16 protein-coding genes are annotated in these 16,171 nt (G+C 70.2%); 7 read left to right on the forward strand and 9 right to left on the reverse strand.

Annotation, left to right across the window (positions count from 1 at the left end; genetic code table 11):
• Positions 1-50: 50 nt before the first annotated feature.
• The 7 genes from ccsB to hemL all read right to left on the reverse strand — a co-directional run bounded on the left by ccsB (position 51) and on the right by hemL (position 7,861).
• Complete coding sequence (gene ccsB, locus AB0435_RS24000) at positions 51-1,199, reverse strand: c-type cytochrome biogenesis protein CcsB (protein WP_366006180.1); 1,149 nt, start codon at positions 1,197-1,199, stop codon at positions 51-53.
• Entirely contained in the window at positions 1,196-2,947 is a 1,752-nt protein-coding gene (locus AB0435_RS24005) for a cytochrome c biogenesis protein ResB (RefSeq protein ID WP_366006181.1), read from the reverse strand. Before AB0435_RS24005 ends, ccsB begins: the two co-directional genes overlap by 4 nt.
• A gap of 4 nt (positions 2,948-2,951) precedes the next feature.
• On the reverse strand, positions 2,952-3,689 hold the full coding sequence (locus tag AB0435_RS24010; protein ID WP_366006213.1) for a cytochrome c biogenesis protein CcdA: 738 nt from the start codon (positions 3,687-3,689) through the stop codon (positions 2,952-2,954).
• Between the two features lie 40 nt (positions 3,690-3,729).
• Complete coding sequence (locus AB0435_RS24015; protein ID WP_366427929.1) at positions 3,730-4,353, reverse strand: TlpA disulfide reductase family protein; 624 nt, start codon at positions 4,351-4,353, stop codon at positions 3,730-3,732.
• A 100-nt stretch (positions 4,354-4,453) separates the two neighbouring features.
• Positions 4,454-5,665, reverse strand: coding sequence for a hypothetical protein (locus AB0435_RS24020; RefSeq protein ID WP_366427941.1), 1,212 nt, complete (start codon positions 5,663-5,665; stop codon positions 4,454-4,456).
• 169 nt (positions 5,666-5,834) lie between these two features.
• Positions 5,835-6,557 carry a histidine phosphatase family protein gene (locus AB0435_RS24025; protein ID WP_366427930.1) on the reverse strand — a complete coding sequence of 241 codons (723 nt, stop codon included), beginning with the start codon at positions 6,555-6,557 and terminating at the stop codon, positions 5,835-5,837.
• A complete protein-coding gene (gene hemL, locus AB0435_RS24030) occupies positions 6,554-7,861 on the reverse strand; it encodes a glutamate-1-semialdehyde 2,1-aminomutase (protein ID WP_366427931.1) in 1,308 nt (435 codons plus the stop codon). The genes AB0435_RS24025 and hemL overlap by 4 nt, the downstream gene beginning before the upstream one ends.
• Before the next feature lie 279 nt (positions 7,862-8,140).
• On the opposite strand from hemL, the gene AB0435_RS24035 reads away from it, so the two are divergent.
• The 5 genes from AB0435_RS24035 to AB0435_RS24055 all read left to right on the forward strand — a co-directional run bounded on the left by AB0435_RS24035 (position 8,141) and on the right by AB0435_RS24055 (position 11,099).
• Positions 8,141-8,710 (forward strand): hypothetical protein, encoded by a 570-nt coding sequence (locus tag AB0435_RS24035; protein ID WP_366006185.1) that lies wholly within the window; start codon positions 8,141-8,143, stop codon positions 8,708-8,710.
• Between the two features lie 45 nt (positions 8,711-8,755).
• The gene (locus tag AB0435_RS24040; RefSeq protein ID WP_366006186.1) at positions 8,756-9,106 is read left to right on the forward strand and encodes a YnfA family protein; all 351 of its coding nucleotides are present in this window, start codon (positions 8,756-8,758) and stop codon (positions 9,104-9,106) included.
• Positions 9,107-9,186: 80 nt separating this feature from the next.
• Positions 9,187-9,951, forward strand: a complete 765-nt coding sequence (locus AB0435_RS24045; RefSeq protein WP_366006187.1) for an SDR family oxidoreductase — start codon at positions 9,187-9,189, stop codon at positions 9,949-9,951.
• A 115-nt stretch (positions 9,952-10,066) separates the two neighbouring features.
• Positions 10,067-10,447: a VOC family protein gene (locus AB0435_RS24050; protein ID WP_366006188.1), complete on the forward strand. Its 381-nt coding sequence runs from the start codon at positions 10,067-10,069 to the stop codon at positions 10,445-10,447.
• Between the two features lie 100 nt (positions 10,448-10,547).
• Positions 10,548-11,099 (forward strand): LAGLIDADG family homing endonuclease, encoded by a 552-nt coding sequence (locus AB0435_RS24055; protein ID WP_366006189.1) that lies wholly within the window; start codon positions 10,548-10,550, stop codon positions 11,097-11,099.
• Positions 11,100-11,105: 6 nt separating this feature from the next.
• Here the strand turns inward: AB0435_RS24055 and AB0435_RS24060 are convergent, their stop codons facing one another.
• Positions 11,106-12,299, reverse strand: a complete 1,194-nt coding sequence (locus AB0435_RS24060; RefSeq protein WP_366427932.1) for an RtcB family protein — start codon at positions 12,297-12,299, stop codon at positions 11,106-11,108.
• A gap of 210 nt (positions 12,300-12,509) precedes the next feature.
• Here AB0435_RS24060 and AB0435_RS24065 point away from each other — a divergent pair, with 210 nt between their 5' ends.
• Entirely contained in the window at positions 12,510-13,349 is an 840-nt protein-coding gene (locus AB0435_RS24065; RefSeq protein ID WP_366006191.1) for a hypothetical protein, read from the forward strand.
• A 133-nt stretch (positions 13,350-13,482) separates the two neighbouring features.
• A complete protein-coding gene (locus tag AB0435_RS24070) occupies positions 13,483-14,196 on the forward strand; it encodes a hypothetical protein (protein WP_366427933.1) in 714 nt (237 codons plus the stop codon).
• A gap of 81 nt (positions 14,197-14,277) precedes the next feature.
• On the opposite strand, the gene lysS is transcribed toward AB0435_RS24070, so the two are convergent.
• On the reverse strand, positions 14,278-16,020 hold the full coding sequence (lysS, locus tag AB0435_RS24075) for a lysine--tRNA ligase (RefSeq protein WP_366006193.1): 1,743 nt from the start codon (positions 16,018-16,020) through the stop codon (positions 14,278-14,280).
• Positions 16,021-16,171 lie beyond the last annotated feature (151 nt).

The raw sequence follows: 16,171 nt of genomic DNA on the forward strand, positions 1-16,171 counted from the left end.
CGACGGCCCGCCCCCTTCCGGAAGGGGGCGGGCCGTCGCGTACGGAGCGGTCAGACGCCGGCGTAGGAGTGCTTGCCGGTGACGAAGATGTTCACGCCGTAGTAGTTGAAGATGTAGCAGGCGAACGCGGCCAGCGCGATGTACGCGGCCTTGCGGCCCTTCCACCCGGCGGTGGCGCGGGCGTGCAGGTAGCAGGCGTAGGCGACCCAGGTGATGAAGGACCAGACCTCCTTGGGGTCCCAGCCCCAGTAGCGGCCCCAGGCCGCCTGGGCCCAGATGGCGCCCGCGACGATGGTGAAGGTCCACAGCGGGAAGACGGTCGCGTTGATGCGGTACGCGAACTTGTCGAGCGTGGCGGCGGCGGGCAGCCGGGAGACGGGGTTGTCCGTGCCCTTGGCCAGCTTGGCCTTGAAGCGGGCCCACTTGCGGTCCTGCGGCAGCTCGGCGAGGTAGCGGTCCAGGCCCGCGCCCGTCCGGCCCGACACCAGGCGCGCCTCGTAGCCGTCCCGGAAGAGGTACATCAGCGTCGAGCACGCGCCGACCCACAGGGCCGCGCCGGAGAGGATCGCGCAGGAGACGTGGATCCACAGCCAGTACGAGTGCAGGGCGGGCACCAGCTGGTCGCTGTCGGTGTAGAGGACCGACAGGGCCAAGCCCAGGTCGAGCAGGATCGTGGTGGTCAGCGGGAGGCCGAGCCAGCGCACGTTCTTCTTGGCGACCAGCAGGATGAGGTAGACCGCGACGACGACCATGCCGAAGGTCGTGGAGAACTCGTACATGTTGCCCCACGGCGCCCGCTCCACGGACAGCGCCCGGGTAAGGACGGCGCCCGCGTGCAGCACGAAGGCGAGGACGGTCAGCGAGATGGCGATGCGGCCGTAGACGTCGCCCTTCTCGCTGGTGCCGGCCGCGCCGGGGCCGTCGGGGACGTCCCGGCTGCCGACGGCGGACCGGGTGACGACCTTGGGACGCTCCAGGACGGCGGTGCCGCCGCCCTGCGCGGCCTTGGCCGCGGCGGCCGGGGCCTGTGCCTCGACGGTGATCGCGGCGGCGGTGCGGCCGACCGCGCTGCGGCTGCCCAACACCCACTCCGCGATGTGCGCGAGGAAGGCCAGGGTGTAGACGGCCATGGCCGAATAGATCAGCACATTGCTGATGTTCGCCAGGTTCTCGTTGGCTGCGGCAGCGATCGAGGTCACGCGCGCGCTCCTTCGGAGGAGGGTTCAGCGGAATCTGCGGGCTCGGTGGGTTCTTCCGGCGCCACGGGCGGGGCGTCGGGCATCAGGGCGACGGCGAGGTCGGAGATCTCCTCGGGCAGCTTCGCGGACTCGCTGCGGCCGAGGCCCGCCATCTCGACGACGGTCCGCCCGTCGGCGCCGCGGACGGCCCGCACCCACACGCGGCGGCGCTGGATGAACAGCGACCCGGCCACGCCGACGAGGGCGGCGACCGCGCCCACGAGCGCCATCTCGTTGCCCGGCTGCTGGGAGACCTGGAAGGTGGCCCAGGGCTTGATGCCCTCGAACGTCACGGTGCCCGCGCCGTCCGGGAGCGTCATGGTGTCGCCGACCCTGAGGTTCTGCGCGAACGGGCTCTTGCCGTCCGTGTCCTTGAACTGCTTCATCTTGGACACGTCGAGCTGATAGACGCTCTGCGGCAGACCGGAGTCGATGCCGAGGCTGCCGCGGTAGGCGGTGAGGACCAGCCGCGGATTGTCCAGCGCGGGGAACTTCGAGACCATGGGCATCTTCGGGTCCTGCGTCGGCACGAAGAGGCCCTTGAAGCCGAGCTGGTTCTTGTTGCCGTCCTTGTCGCGGTAGTCCGGCACCTTGATGACCGTGGACTCCGTGATGTTGCTGTCCAGCGGCAGCGAGGGCACCGCGCCGCGGTAGGCGACCTCGCCCTTGCCGTCCTTGACGGTGACGACCGGCGCGTAGCCGTGGCCGATCAGATAGACCTTCGAGTCCGCCGTCTCCAGCGGCTCGTTCACCTTGATCGTCGCCTTCTTGGGGGCGCCGTCCGCGCCGTCCCAGTACGTGACCCGGGCCTCGTACGTCCGCGGCGTGCCGCGCTGGGGGCCGGTGCGCTCGTAGGTCCCCTCGAAGCTGTCCATCGAGAAGCCGAAGGGACGGAGGTCGTCGGAGGAGAACAGGGAGCCCGACTTGAAGTCGTCGTACTGCGTGAGGGTGTTGGCGAACTTGTCGCCCTCGACCATCAGCTTCTGGCCCTCGGACTTCCACAGCTGGCCGGAGGCGAACGCCAGGAGCAGCACGATCAGCGCGATGTGGAAGACGAGGTTGCCGGCCTCGCGCAGGTAGCCCTTCTCGGCGGACACCGCGTCGCCGGAGGCGTCCGTGCGGAAGCGGCGCCTCTTGAGCAGCTTCCGGGTCGCCGCGAGGACCTGCTCGGGCTCCGCCTCGGTCTGCCAGGTGGTGTACACGGGCAGCCGGTTCAGCCGCTTCGGCGCGCCCGGCGGGCGGCCGCGGAGCTGGCCGACGAACTGCCAGGTGCGCGGGATGATGCAGCCGACCAGGGACGTGAACAGCAGGATGTAGATCGCGGAGAACCACACCGAGGTGTAGACGTTGAAGAGCCCGAGCTTGTCGTAGACGGAGGCGACGGTCTCGTGCGTCTTCTTCCAGTTCTCGGCCTTCACCGCGTCGACGCTCGTCTGCGGGATGAGCGAGCCGGGGATGGTGCCGAGCGAGAGCAGGAAGAGCAGGATCAGCGCGACCCGCATCGAGGTCAGCTGGCGCCAGAACCAGCGCACCCAGCCGACGGCCTCCCGCCCCGACCAGGCGAGCCACCCCAGGGCACCGGGGCGGCGCACGCCGCCGAAGGAGCCGGGCACCGCCTGGCCGTCCTCGACGGGCGCCGTGGACAGCTGGGAACCGGCGGCGCCGATGTCCTTGTCCTCGGTGGCGGGGGTGGTCTCTGTCTCAGCCATGTGTTCAGACCTCGGGAACGAAGGAGTTGGACCACTGTCGCATGTCGGCGATCAGCTGGTCCCAGGCGCCGGTGAGCAGCAGCACGCCGACCGCGATGAGCATGGCGCCGCCGATCCTCATGACCCACGCGTAGTGCCGCTTGATCCAGCCGAACGCGCCGAGGGCGCGCCGGAAGGCGAGGGCGGCCAGTATGAACGGCAGGCCGAGGCCGAGGCAGTACGCGAACATCAGCAGCGCGCCCCGTCCGGCGGTGCCCTGGTTGAAGGCCAGCAGATTGACGGAGGCGAGCGTCGGGCCGATGCAGGGCGTCCAGCCGACGCCGAACATCGCGCCCAGCAGCGGCGCCCCGGCCAGCCCCATCACGGGCTTCTTGTGGAAGCGGAACTCCCGCTGCCCCCAGCGGGAGAGGAAGCCCATGAAGGCGAGGCCCATCACGATGGTGAGGACCCCGAGGATCTTGGAGATCGTGCCCTGGTACTCCTGGAGGTCCTGGCCGAAGTTGCCGAAGAGCGCGCCGCCGGAGACGAAGACCACGCTGAAGCCGAGCACGAAGAGCACGGACCCGGCGAGCATCCGGCCGCGCTTGGCCTCGGCCATGTCGGAGCCGCTGACGCCGGTGACGTAGGAGAGGTAGCCGGGCACGAGCGGCAGCACGCAGGGGGAGAAGAAGGAGACCAGCCCGCCGAGTACGGCGATGGGCAGGGCCAGCAGCAGTGCGCCGCTGAGCACGGTCTGGTTCATGTCCCCGACGGCGGCGAGGGTGGTGACGGCGGTCACCGGGTCACTTCTCCGCGACGAGCGGGTCGAGGGTCTTGCGCAGCTCGTCCTCGGTCAGCGCCTTCATCGCCCGCGCCGCGATCTTGCCGTTGCGGTCGATGAAGACGGTCGAGGGGATCGACTGGGGGCTGAGGCTGCCCTTGGGGAAGCGCAGCAGCAGCTGGCCGCCGGAGTCGTAGAGGCTCGGGTACGGGACCTCGAAGTCCTTCTCGAACCGCAGGGCCGGGGCGGGGTCGGTGTCGCGGGTGTTGATGCCCACGAACTGGACGCCCTTGTCCTTGTAGTCGTTGGCGACCGTGACGAGGTTCTTCGCCTCACCCCGGCACGGGGAGCACCAGGAGCCCCAGACGTTGAGGACCACGACCTTGCCCTTGTAGTCCTTCGCGACGTCGAGCTCCTTGCCCTCCAGGGTCTTGCCCGAGAGGTCCGGCGCGTTCTGGCGCGCGCCCTTGTCGTTGACGACACTGACGCCGCCGGTGCCCTGCACGAACTGCGTCTGACCGCCGCTCTTCGGGTTGTCACCCGAGCCGCAGGCGGTCAGGGTCAGGGCCGCGAGGGCGGTGCAGGCGGCCAGCAGGGTGGTGCGACGGCGGGATTCGATGCGTCGAAGGGCGCGGCAGGCACTCATGTGAAAAGTTTCGCATGGTCCGTTTAGGGATCTTCCGCACCCCCCTCAAGGGCCCCTCCAACGAGTGGGCGCACGGGTGACGGGCCCGTGCGGCGGCTCGTCAGGCGCTCTTGGCGCTCCACTTCTCACCGACGTCGAGCTGCGCCAGCTTCTTGAGGACGGCCGGGTCCTGGACGTCCAGCCAGTCGACGAACTGGCGGAAGGAGAGCAGCCGGACGTCCTTGCGCTTCTCGTCGGCGATGTATTTCAGCGCCTCCTCGACGGCGTCCATATAGATGCCGCCGTTCCACTGTTCGAAATGGTTGCCGACATAGAACGGCGCGCGATTCGTCTCGTACGCGCGGTCGAAGCCGGCGATATAGGAGTCGGTGGCCTGGCGGCGCCAGTGCTCGTAGTGCTCGGGCGGGCCCTTGGTGGTGTTCTTCGACTGATTGGCGAGGATGTTGTAGTCCATCGAAAGGACTTCGAACGAATGGCCGGGGAAGGGCATCTGCTGCAACGGCAGATCCCAGAGACCGTGCCTCTTGCCGGGCCACACCTGAGTGCCGCCGGGGGAACTCGCGTCGTAGCGCCAGCCGAGTTTCTTCGCGGTCGGCAGGAGATTGTCCTGCCCCAGCAGACACGGCGTGCGGCTGCCGCAGAGTTCCTTGCGGTAGTCGAAGGGCAGCGGTTCGAGGTCCTTGAAGCCGGTGTTCGTCCGCCACTCGGTGACGAAGGAGACGGCCTGCTCGATCTCCGACTCCCAGTCCTCGGCGGTCCACTGGGCGACGGAGCCGGAGCCGGTGCAGAAGTGCCCGTTGAAGTGGGTGCCGATCTCGTGGCCGTCGAGCCAGGCCTGGCGGATGTTCTCCAGGGTCGCCTGGATGTGCTCGTCGGTGAGGTAGCCGATGTCGGAGGCGCCCACCGGGTTGTTCGGCGGCTTGTAGAGGTCCTTCTTCGCCTCGGGGAGGCAGTAGAGCCCGGACAGGAAGAAGGTCATGTACGCGCCGTGGTCCCGGGCGAGCTTCCGGAAGCGCGGGAAGAGGCCGTTGCCGACCTCGCCCGCGCCGTCCCAGGAGAAGATCACGAACTGCGGGGGCTTCTGCCCGGGCTCCAGCCGCTCCGGCTTGGGCGGCTGGTTGGGCTGCGGCCCGGCGTCGGCGGTGGAGCCGTCGCCGATCGGGCTCGCCTTGGCCCGCTCGCTCGCCTTGGCCGAGGGGTCGTGTTTCTCGGAGCCGGCGGGAGAGGAGCAGCCGGCCACGCCGGTCAGCGCGGCGGCCGCTCCCGCCCCCACTCCCATGCCGAGGAGACCTCGTCGGCTGATCTCGCGCATGTCGTCTCCGTCCGTACTCGCCACGCCTCCATACACCTTGTCGTCCATATAAAACGACATTGCGTGGGACGGCGCGTCGAGTACGGCGGTTGCGCATTTTCGCCGGTCTTTGCAGCGCTTTACCCGGTTTTAGCCGGGCGGTCGCGGAGTTCTCCGCAGGGCATTACGCTCAGGCGCCGAATGCCTTGGCCCCGCCCTTTACCGGTTTCGCGCCCGCGAGCAGATGCGCCGGGACCAGATCCCGGGCCGGCTCGCTGTATCCGACCGACACGATTTCGTCCCCCCTGAAGGTGAACGTCGTCAGGCTCGCCAAAGTGCACTGACGTTTACGCGGGTCGTGCCACAGCCGCCGCCGCTCCGCGAAACTGCGCACGATCCAGATCGGCAGCTGATGGCTCACGCAGACGGCCTCATGGCCGCGGGCCGCGTCGCGCGCCGCACCGAGCGCGCCCATCATCCGCACGACCTGCTCGACGTAGGGCTCGCCCCACGACGGGCGGAAGGGGTTCGTCAGGTACTTCCAGTTGGCCGGCTTCTTCAGCGCGCCGTCGCCGACCCCGAAGGTCTTCCCCTCGAAGACGTTCTCCGCCTCGATCAGCCGCCCGTCCGTCGCCAGGTCCAGACCGTGCGCCTTGGCGATCGGCTGCGCCGTCTCCTGCGCGCGCTCCAGCGGGGAGGCCACCACATGCGTGATGTCCCGCCCCGCCAGGTGCTCGGCGACCCGGTCGGCCATCCGCAGCCCCAGGTCCGACAGGTGGTAGCCCGGCTTGCGCCCGTAGAGCACGCCCTCGGGGTTGTGGACCTCGCCGTGCCGCATCAGGTGGACGACAGTGATCTCGTCCTCGGCCTTGCCGGCGTCGTTGCTCATCGCGTTGGTCATCCCGTCCGTCATTCCGTCGCCTCGGCTGCCGCCCGCGCCGCGGCCGGCAGCGCCGCCGCGACCCGCTCGATCGCCGCACTGTCATGAGCCGTCGAGACGAACCACGACTCGAACGCCGACGGCGGCAGATAGACGCCCTGCGCCAGCATCGAGTGGAAGAAGGCGTTGAAGCGGAACGACTCCTGCGACTTCGCCTGCTCGTAGTCCGTGACCTCGCGGCCGGTGAAGAACACGGAGAACATGTTCGACGCCGTCTGGAGCCGGTGCGCCACGCCCTCCTTCGTCAGAGCCGCCGTCACAAGGCCGCTGATCTCCGCGGCGACCGCGTCGACCTTCGCGTACGCCGCATCGTCCAGCAGCCGCAGCTGCGCGAGACCCGCCGCGGTGGCGACCGGGTTCCCGGAGAGCGTGCCCGCCTGGTAGACCGGGCCCGCCGGGGCCAGGTGGCCCATCACGTCCGCGCGGCCGCCGAAGGCCGCCGCCGGGAAGCCGCCGCCCATGACCTTGCCGAAGGTCATCAGGTCCGGCCGCACGCCGTCGACGCCGTACCAGCCCGCCTTGCTCGTACGGAAGCCGGTCATGACCTCGTCCGAGATGAACAGCGCGCCGTTCTTGGCACAGGCCGCCTTCAGGCCCGCGTTGAAGCCCGGCTTCGGCGGGACCACGCCCATGTTGCCCGGCGACGCCTCCGTGATCACACAGGCGATCTCGCCCGGGTGCGCGTGGAAGGCGGCGTGCACGGCCTCCAGGTCGTTGTACGGCAGCACGATCGTGTCGCCCGCCTGCGCGCCCGTCACCCCGGGCGTGTCCGGCAGCCCGAACGTCGCGAGACCCGAGCCCGCCGCGGCCAGCAGCGCGTCCACGTGGCCGTGGTAGCAGCCCGCGAACTTGATCACCTTGGCGCGGCCGGTGAAACCGCGCGCGAGCCGGATCGCCGACATCGTCGCCTCGGTGCCGGACGACACCAGGCGCACCTGCTCCACGGGCTCGACCCGGGAGACGATCTCCTCGCCGAGCGCCACCTCGCCCTCGCCGGGCGTGCCGAAGGACGTGCCGCGCGCGACCGCCTCCTGCACGGCGGCGATCACCTCGGGGTGCGCGTGGCCGAGGATCATCGGCCCCCACGAACACACGAGGTCCACATACTCCCGGCCGTCGGCGTCCGTCAGGTACGGACCCGTACCGGACACCATGAACCGGGGCGTACCGCCCACGGCGCGGAAGGCGCGCACCGGGGAATTCACGCCGCCGGGCGTCACCACGGCGGCACGGTCGAACAGCGCTTGCGAGACGGGGGCTTCATACGAATAAGGCACTTTGATCCTGACCTGCGGAAACGTAGGAAGGGACGGCGGCTGGCCGCGCGCCCCGGCTGGCAGCGGTGCGGGCTTCCCTCGCTCGCGACCGGGCGTCAGCCCTCTCGTGTCTGCGAGACTGGGGCTTCATATGGGTAGCTCACGCTAGCCATGGTCTCAGAGCCGTGTACCGAGTCGTCTTCGGGCGTTTCACACGCTGTTCACGGGGGAGGTCTCTGAGACGATGATCGGGTTGCGCGGCGGGGGCTGTGCTGCGTAAAAAAGCGGTCGGGTGGAGATATGCATCGCGGTGGCGGACTGGGCGAGGGCACCGATGACCTGGGGCCCGAGCGAGCCCAGAGGTCCCGCAGGGGGCGCCACAGGGGCCGGCGCGAAGAAGACGGCGCGGGAAGCAGCAGGAGTGGTGGCCGGGTGGGGGTGACCTACAAGTACTTCGGGGCGCCCAACAGCGCCGCCGCGGCCAACGTCCCCATCTCCATGCGCCCGGAGGAGCTCGGCGGTGACGAGCTCGGCATGGGCGGCATGTTCACCAAGATCAAGCCGGAGACGATGGCCGCCATGGTCCTCACCGGCATCGAGGGCATACCCCTGCACAAGGTCCCCCCGCTGGAACTGGTCGTCCTCCACCCCGACTACGCCGTCGTCAAGCTCCCCATGACCGTCGTCGACCCGCTGCGCGGCATCGGCGAGGAGTCCGTGGGCGCCGCCGCCTTCATCTGGTCCACCGTCCCCGACCGCGGCGGCCCGCGGGACGCGTTCACCGTCTACCAGCTGCTCCGCGAGTGGCAGGACTTCTCCCACCGCCTGCACGAGAACGGCCACCAGCCGTACTGCCTGGTCTGGCCCTGACCGGCGGTCCCCGCGACACCCCCGACGGCACGTAACGTGCGACCCATGCTCACCCTCCGCTCCATCGCCCTCTTCCTCCTCGCCGCGCTCCTGGAGATCGGCGGCGCCTGGCTCGTCTGGCAGGGCGTGCGGGGCAGCGGCTCGGGAGGCGGGCGCGGCTGGACGTGGATCGGCGCCGGAGTGGTCGCCCTCGGCGCGTACGGCTTCGTCGCCACGCTCCAGCCGGACGCCGAGTTCGGCCGCATCCTCGCCGCGTACGGCGGCGTCTTCGTCGCCGGGTCGCTGGCCTGGGGCATGGTCGCCGACGGCTACCGCCCCGACCGCTACGACGTGACCGGCGCGCTGGTCTGCCTCGCCGGCGTCGCGATCATCATGTACGCGCCGCGCGGCCGCTGAACCCGCCGGGAGCACCGCTCGAACAGAGGGCCGCATATCCTGCGAGCGGATCCCGCACGCCGCACCTCAGGAGGCCCCCCATGAGCACCCGCACCGCCGTCGTCACCGGCGCGAGCAGCGGCATCGGCGCCGCAACCGCCCGCCGGCTGGCCGCCGCCGGCTACCGCGTCGTCCTCACCGCCCGCCGCGCGGACCGCATCGAGGCGCTGGCGGCGGAGCTCACCGAGGCCGGCCACGAGGCGGTCGCCTACGAACTCGACGTCACCGACCGCGCCGCCGTCCTGACCTTCGCCGTCCACCTCGACGACTTCGACAGCATCGACGTCCTGGTCAACAACGCCGGCGGCGCGCTCGGCACCGACCCCGTCGCGACCGCCGACCCCGCGGACTGGCGCGCGATGTACGAGGTCAACGTGCTCGGCGTGCTCAACCTGACGCAGGCGCTGCTCCCCCGGCTCGAGGCGAGCGGAGACGGCACGGTGCTGGTCGTCTCCTCGACCGCCGGGCTCGGCACCTACGAGGGCGGCGGCGGCTACGTCGCGGCCAAGCACGGCGCGCACGTCATCGCCGAGACCCTGCGCCTGGAGCTGTGCGGCCGGCCCGTGCGCGTCGTCGAGATCGCCCCGGGCATGGTGAAGACGGACGAGTTCGCCGTCACCCGCTTCCGCGGCGACGAGGAGAAGGCCGCCGCGGTCTACGCCGGGGTCGCCGAGCCGCTGACCGCCGAGGACGTGGCGGACACCATCACCTGGGCGGTCACCCGGCCCCCGCACGTGAACATCGACCTGCTCGTCGTGCGCCCCCGCGCCCAGGCCGCCAACCACAAGGTGCACCGCGAGGGCTGAGCAGGCCCGGTACCTGCGACGCAGGACCGGAGACCGATGACACGGATGATCATCGGGAGCTACCTTCGTGCACATCGGCCGCCACGGGGGACGGCCCGCTCGAAAGGGAACCCGCATGCGCGTCACCGGCTTCGACCACCTCGTCCTGAACGTCTCCGACGTCGAGCGGGCCCTCGCCTTCTACTGCGGCCCGCTCGGCCTGGAGCCCGTCCGCGTGGAGGAGTGGCGCGCAGGGAAGGTGTCCTTCCCCTCGGTGCGCGTCTCCCCCACGACCATCATCGACCTGGTCGACCGCGCCCGCGGCGAGTCCAACGTCGACCACATCTGCCTGGTCGTCGAGCCGCTGGACTGGCAGACGGTGATCGACGCGGGCACCTTCACCGTCGTCGACGGCCCCGGCAAGCGCTACGGCGCCCGCGGCGACGCCGAGTCCCTGTACGTCCTCGACCCGGACGGCAACACGGTCGAGCTGCGCTGGTACCCGCAGGACGCGTGAGCGGAAGCAGCGCGTTCCATGCGCACCGCACGACCGCACATTCGAGTGACGCCTCGCCGTTCCCACCCGTGAGACCGGCGAGGCCGTCCACGATCGGTCCATGCCCTTCATGGACCTCGAAGATCCTCGCTACGCCTACATGTTCGGCTTCCTGCAGGCCGAAACGAGGATCACGCCGCCGCGCGTCCCGTTCTCCCGCCGGGACTATCTCCGGGGTGTGATCGACGCCGACGGGTCCGTGGGCTTCACGGCACAGGGCCTGCCATTCGTCAGCCTCGCCACGACCAGCACGGCGATCGCCACCTACCTTTGCCGCTACACCAGACAGACACTCGGGATCGCCCGGCTGACCAGCCGGAACGCTCGGGACCACGCGTACAACGTCCTTTACATGCGCGAAGCCGGCGTGACACTGGCAGCACATCTGTACTACCCGGGCAGCCTGGCGCTGGAGCGCAAGGGCTCGGCCGCCGCCGAGGTGAGCGCCTGGGTCCGCCCGGAACACATGCGCCCACCCCGGCCGCGGCGCAGCTGGACACGGATGGAGGACCAGATCCTGCTGACGGTCCCCACTGTCGACGACGCCGCCGAACAACTCGGCAGGTCGAAGCAGTCCTGCAGCACACGCCTCTGGCGCCTCCGCCGCGGGTGACCCCTGTCAGCCCTTCACACAGACAACCTGCTTGAGCTTGGCGACCACCTCGACGAGGTCCCGCTGCTGCTCCATGACCTGCTCGATGGGCTTGTACGCGGCCGGGATCTCGTCGACCACGCCGCGGTCCTTGCGGCACTCCACGCCACGCGTCTGCTCCGCCAAGTCCCGCTCGGAGAAGCGCTTCTTCGCCTGGTTGCGGCTCATGCGACGGCCCGCGCCGTGCGAGGCGGAGTTGAAGGACGAGGCGTTGCCGAGGCCACGCACGATGTACGAACCTGTGCCCATCGAGCCCGGGATGATGCCGAACTCGCCGTCGCCCGCGCGAATCGCTCCCTTGCGGGTGACCAGCAGGTCCATACCCTCGTACCGCTCTTCCGAGACGTAGTTGTGGTGGCAGGAGATCTCAGGCTCAAAGAGAGGCTTCGCCTTCTTGAACTCCTTGCGGACCACGTCCTTGAAGAGCGCCATCATGATCTCGCGGTTGTGCCGCGCGTACTCCTGGGCCCAGAACAGGTCGTGCCGGTAGGCGGCCATCTGCGGGGTGTCCGCGACGAAGACGGCGAGGTCGCGGTCGATCAGGTCCTGGTTGTGCGGCAGCTTCCGGGCCTCACCGATGTGGTACTCGGCGAGCTCCTTGCCGATGTTGCGGGATCCGGAGTGGAGCATGAGCCAGACCGAACCAGACAAATCAATACAAAACTCAATAAAATGGTTGCCTTGGCCAAGGCTTCCCATCTGCTTGGTCGCACGATCCCGACGGAACTTCACCGCCTCCGCGACTCCGTCGAACCGCCTCCAGAAATCGTCCCAGCCCGCCGTCGGCAGCCCGTGCAGGCGACGCGGGTCCACGGGGTCGCCGTGCATCGAGAAGCCGACGGGAATAGCCGCCTCGATGCTGGAGCGCAGCCGCGACAGGTCGCCGGGCAGGTCCTCCGCCGTCAGCGACGTCTTCACCGCCGACATTCCGCAGCCGATGTCCACGCCGACCGCCGCCGGGCACACCGCGCCCCGCATCGCGATCACCGAGCCGACCGTGGCCCCCTTGCCGAAGTGGACGTCCGGCATCACGGCGAGGCCCTCGATCCAGGGCAGGGTCGAGACGTTGCGCAGTTGCTGCATGGCGACGCCCTCGACCGTGGCCGGGTCGGCCCACATACGGATCGGCACACGGACGCCGGGTACCTCGGTGTAGGACATCGTTTTCCTCATAACCCCGTAAAAGCAAGATAACGCAAAAACCAGACAAATCTGACGATTCACGACAGGGAACCGGCAGACCTGGCGGTGCGTGCGGTAGACATACCTTCCAGCCACCGTCTTCCCGGCGGCAACCCGTTTTCGCGCGAGCACGAGCGCGGGCACGGCGGGCGAGGGCGATCAAGCCGCAGGCGAAGGGAGCCACGGACAGTGCAGCGAAGGGCATACGCACCGGCCGCCGCACTGGTGGCGGCACTGCTCGCCGGGGTCCTCGCCGCGTGCGGCGGCCCCTCCGGCGGCCACGGCGGGGACGACGACGCCAAGACCGGCCACACCGGCGCGACGGCCCCGGCCGGGGAGCCCGGGAAGTACCACAGCCTCCCCGAGCCCTGCGGCTATGTGAACCGGGACACCCTGCGCCGCCTGCTGCCGACCGGCGACGACGAGAGCGACCCCGAGGTCCAGAAGCTCTACCGCGGCCAGGCCGCCGTCACCTACGACACCGACCGCCGCGTCGGCTGCCGCTGGAAGCTGGAGACCCCGGAGGGCACCCGGCACCTGTCCATCGACTTCGAGCGCGTGGTCTCCTACCAGCCGGGGGTCAGCGACGACGACCGGGCGAAGGAGCTCTACGCCCGGCAGGCGACCGCCGCGAAGATCCCCGACGCGTCGGCGTCCGCGACCCCCTCCGCCACCCCGTCCTCGCCCGCCGCGAGCGCGGGCACGCACCCGCAGGGCGGCGCCGCCACCGGCTCGCCGTCCGCCCCCGCGAGCCCCTCCGCCTCGGGCTCCCCCTCCGCCGACCCCCGCTTCCTGCCCCGCGTCCTCGACGACCTCGGCGACGACGCGTTCATCGACGACAAGCTGGTCACCGCGGCGGCCGGTGTGCACCGGGACATCGCGATCGTCTTCCGCTCCGCGAACGTCCTCGTGAGCATCGCCTACGACCAGTGGACGGCCGACCGGCAGCACATCCCCACCAGCGAGGACCTCCAGGGCAAGGCGCACGGCCTGGCCAAGGAGCTGGACGCGGGGCACTTCGGCAATTAGCCCGGCGAGTATCGCCCCGCCTCGGCCACCGGCGCTCCCCCGCCGCGTACCGTGCCGGGCAGGGCACCCGGCCGGCGGACAGCCCGCCGGCGGACCTCAACGACCGCCCCCGACACGACCGAGCGAAGGACCCATGCACCGAACAGCCCCGCGACTCGCCCGAATCCTCGCCTGCGCCGCAGTACCGGTGATGCTCGTCGCCACCGGCTGCTCGGACGACTCCGGCTCCAAGAAGAAGACGACGGCCTCGCCGTCGCAGGCCGCGACGCCGAGCCCCTCGGCCACGATGAAGGCCGCGACGTTCGGCAAGCTGCCCGAGGTCTGCAAGACCGTCGACGAGAAGAGCGTCGACAAGCTGGTGCCGTCGGCGAAGAAGAAGGAGGGCGAGGCCCTCCCGGCGACCGCCCCCAACGACTCCGCCAGCTGCTTCTGGAACGGCCTGAACGGCGAGGACGCCAAGGACCTCCAGTACCGCAGCCTGACGATCTCGCTCAAGCGCTTCTCCGCGGACCCGACGCTCGGCTCGGGCGAGAAGCTCGCCGGGACCTACGTCGGCCAGCGGACGACCAAGGCGACCACCGAGGACGGCGCCAAGGACGCCAAGACCGACAAGGTCAGCGGCATCGGCGACGAGGCGAACAGCGTCGCCGCGGACTACCGCAAGGACGACGACGACTACCGCAACGCGATCGTGGTGACCCGCACCGCCAACGTCGTGATCACCGTCAAGTATACCGGCGCGGGCTTCCAGGGCGCCAAGAACCCCGACGCGGGCGACCTGATGAAGAACGCGCAGGACGCGGCGAAGGAGGCCGTGGCCTCGATCGCCGCCGCCAACAAGAAGTAGCGCGAACGAGAACAGCCGGGACACGACGACGCCGGGCGGGCCCCATCGGGCCCGCCCGGCGTCGTCGTGCTGTACGGGACGCTACACGGCCAGCAGCTTGCGCACGCGGTCCGCGCCCACGGCGAGCAGCAGCGTGGGCAGGCGCGGGCCGGTGTCACGGCCGACCAGCAGGTGGTAGAGCAGCGCGAAGAAGGTGCGCTGGGCGACCTTCAGCTCAGGCGTGGGCTTGGCGTCGGGCTCCAGCCCGGCCTGCACCTTCGGCACGCCGTAGACCAGCGTGGTCAGCCCGTCCAGCGACCAGTGCTCGTCCAGACCCGCCAGCAGCAGGCGCAGGGACTCACGGCCCTGCTCGTCCAGCGAGCCGAGCAGCTCGGTGTCGGGCTCGGAGCGGACGATGGTGCGGGACTCGGCCGGGACCTGGGTGTTGATCCAGTGCTCGGCCCGGTCGAGCCGCGGCCGGGTCTCCTCCAGCGAGGTGACCGGGTTCTCCGGGTCGAGGTCGCTGAGGATGCGCAGGGTCTGCTCGTCGTGGCCGGCGGTGATGTCGACGACCGAGGCGAGCGTGCGGTACGGCAGCGGGCGCGGGGTGCGCGGCAGCTCGCCGGAGGCCGTGCGGGCGGCACGGGCGTACGCGGCGGCGTCGGCGGGCAGCACGCTGCCGTCGGCGACCTTGGCCTCCAGCTTGTCCCACTCGTCGTAGAGCCGCTGGATCTCCTGGTCGAAGGCGATCTTGAAGGACTGGTTGGGCTTGCGGCGCGCGTACAGCCAGCGCAGCAGCGGCGCCTCCATGATCTTCAGCGCGTCGCCCGGGGTGGGGACGCCGCCCTTGGAGGAGGACATCTTGGCCATGCCGCTGATGCCGACGAAGGCGTACATCGGGCCGATCGGCTGCTCGCCGCCGAAGACCTTGCGGACGATCTGGCCGCCGACCACGAAGGAGGAGCCGGGCGAGGAGTGGTCGACGCCGGAGGGCTCGAAGATCACGCCCTCGTACGCCCAGCGCATCGGCCAGTCGACCTTCCAGACCAGCTTGCCGCGGTTGAACTCGCTGAGCAGCACGGTCTCGGAGTGGCCGCACACGCAGGTGTAGGCCAGCTCGGTGCTCTCGTCGTCGTAGGCGGTGACCGTGGTCAGGTCGCGCTCGCAGACGCCGCAGTAGGGCTTGTACGGGAAGTAGCCCGCGCCGGAGCTGCCGTCGTCCTCGGCGGCCGCGCCGGAGCCCTCGGCGGCCTCCAGCTCGGCGTCAGTCATAACGGCGTCCGGCTTCTGCTGCTGCTTCTTCGGCTTGCCGGTCGCCTTGTCCTTCGTCCGGTACTGGTCGAGGATCGCGTCGATGTCGCCGCGGTGCTTCATCGCGTGCAGGACCTGCTCGCGGTAGACACCGGAGGTGTACTGCTCGGTCTGGCTGATCGGGTCGTACTCGATGCCGAGCTCGGCGAGCGCCTCGACCATGGCGGCCTTGAAGTGCTCGGCCCAGTTCGGGCAGGCCGAGCCGGCCGGCGCGGGCACCGAGGTCAGCGGCTTGCCGATGTGCTCGGCCCAGCTGTCGTCGATCCCGGGGACGCCGTTGGGCACCTTGCGGTAGCGGTCGTAGTCGTCCCAGGAGATCAGGTGCCTGACCTCGTGCCCGCGGCGGCGGATCTCGTCCGCGACCAGGTGCGGGGTCATGACCTCGCGCAGGTTGCCCAGGTGGATCGGGCCGGAGGGGGACAGGCCGGAGGCAACGACGATCGGTTTGCCGGGGGCACGGCGCTCCGCTTCGGCAATGACCTCGTCGGCGAAACGGGAGACCCAGTCGGCCTCGGTGCTCTGAGCCTGAGCCACGGCACTTCCTTCCTTACGGTCCTGGCATGACCATTGTCCCAGACGGCCGGGGCGGCTCCGGGGTTGCTCCCGGGCGGGCCGGAGGGCGGCCGAAATGGCAGCCCGGGCGGCGGCGCGTGCGTGTGATACTCGGTGTGTCAAAAACACCCTC

It is taken from the genome of Streptomyces sp. NPDC051173, assembly GCF_040689515.1.
Classification (GTDB): domain Bacteria; phylum Actinomycetota; class Actinomycetes; order Streptomycetales; family Streptomycetaceae; genus Streptomyces.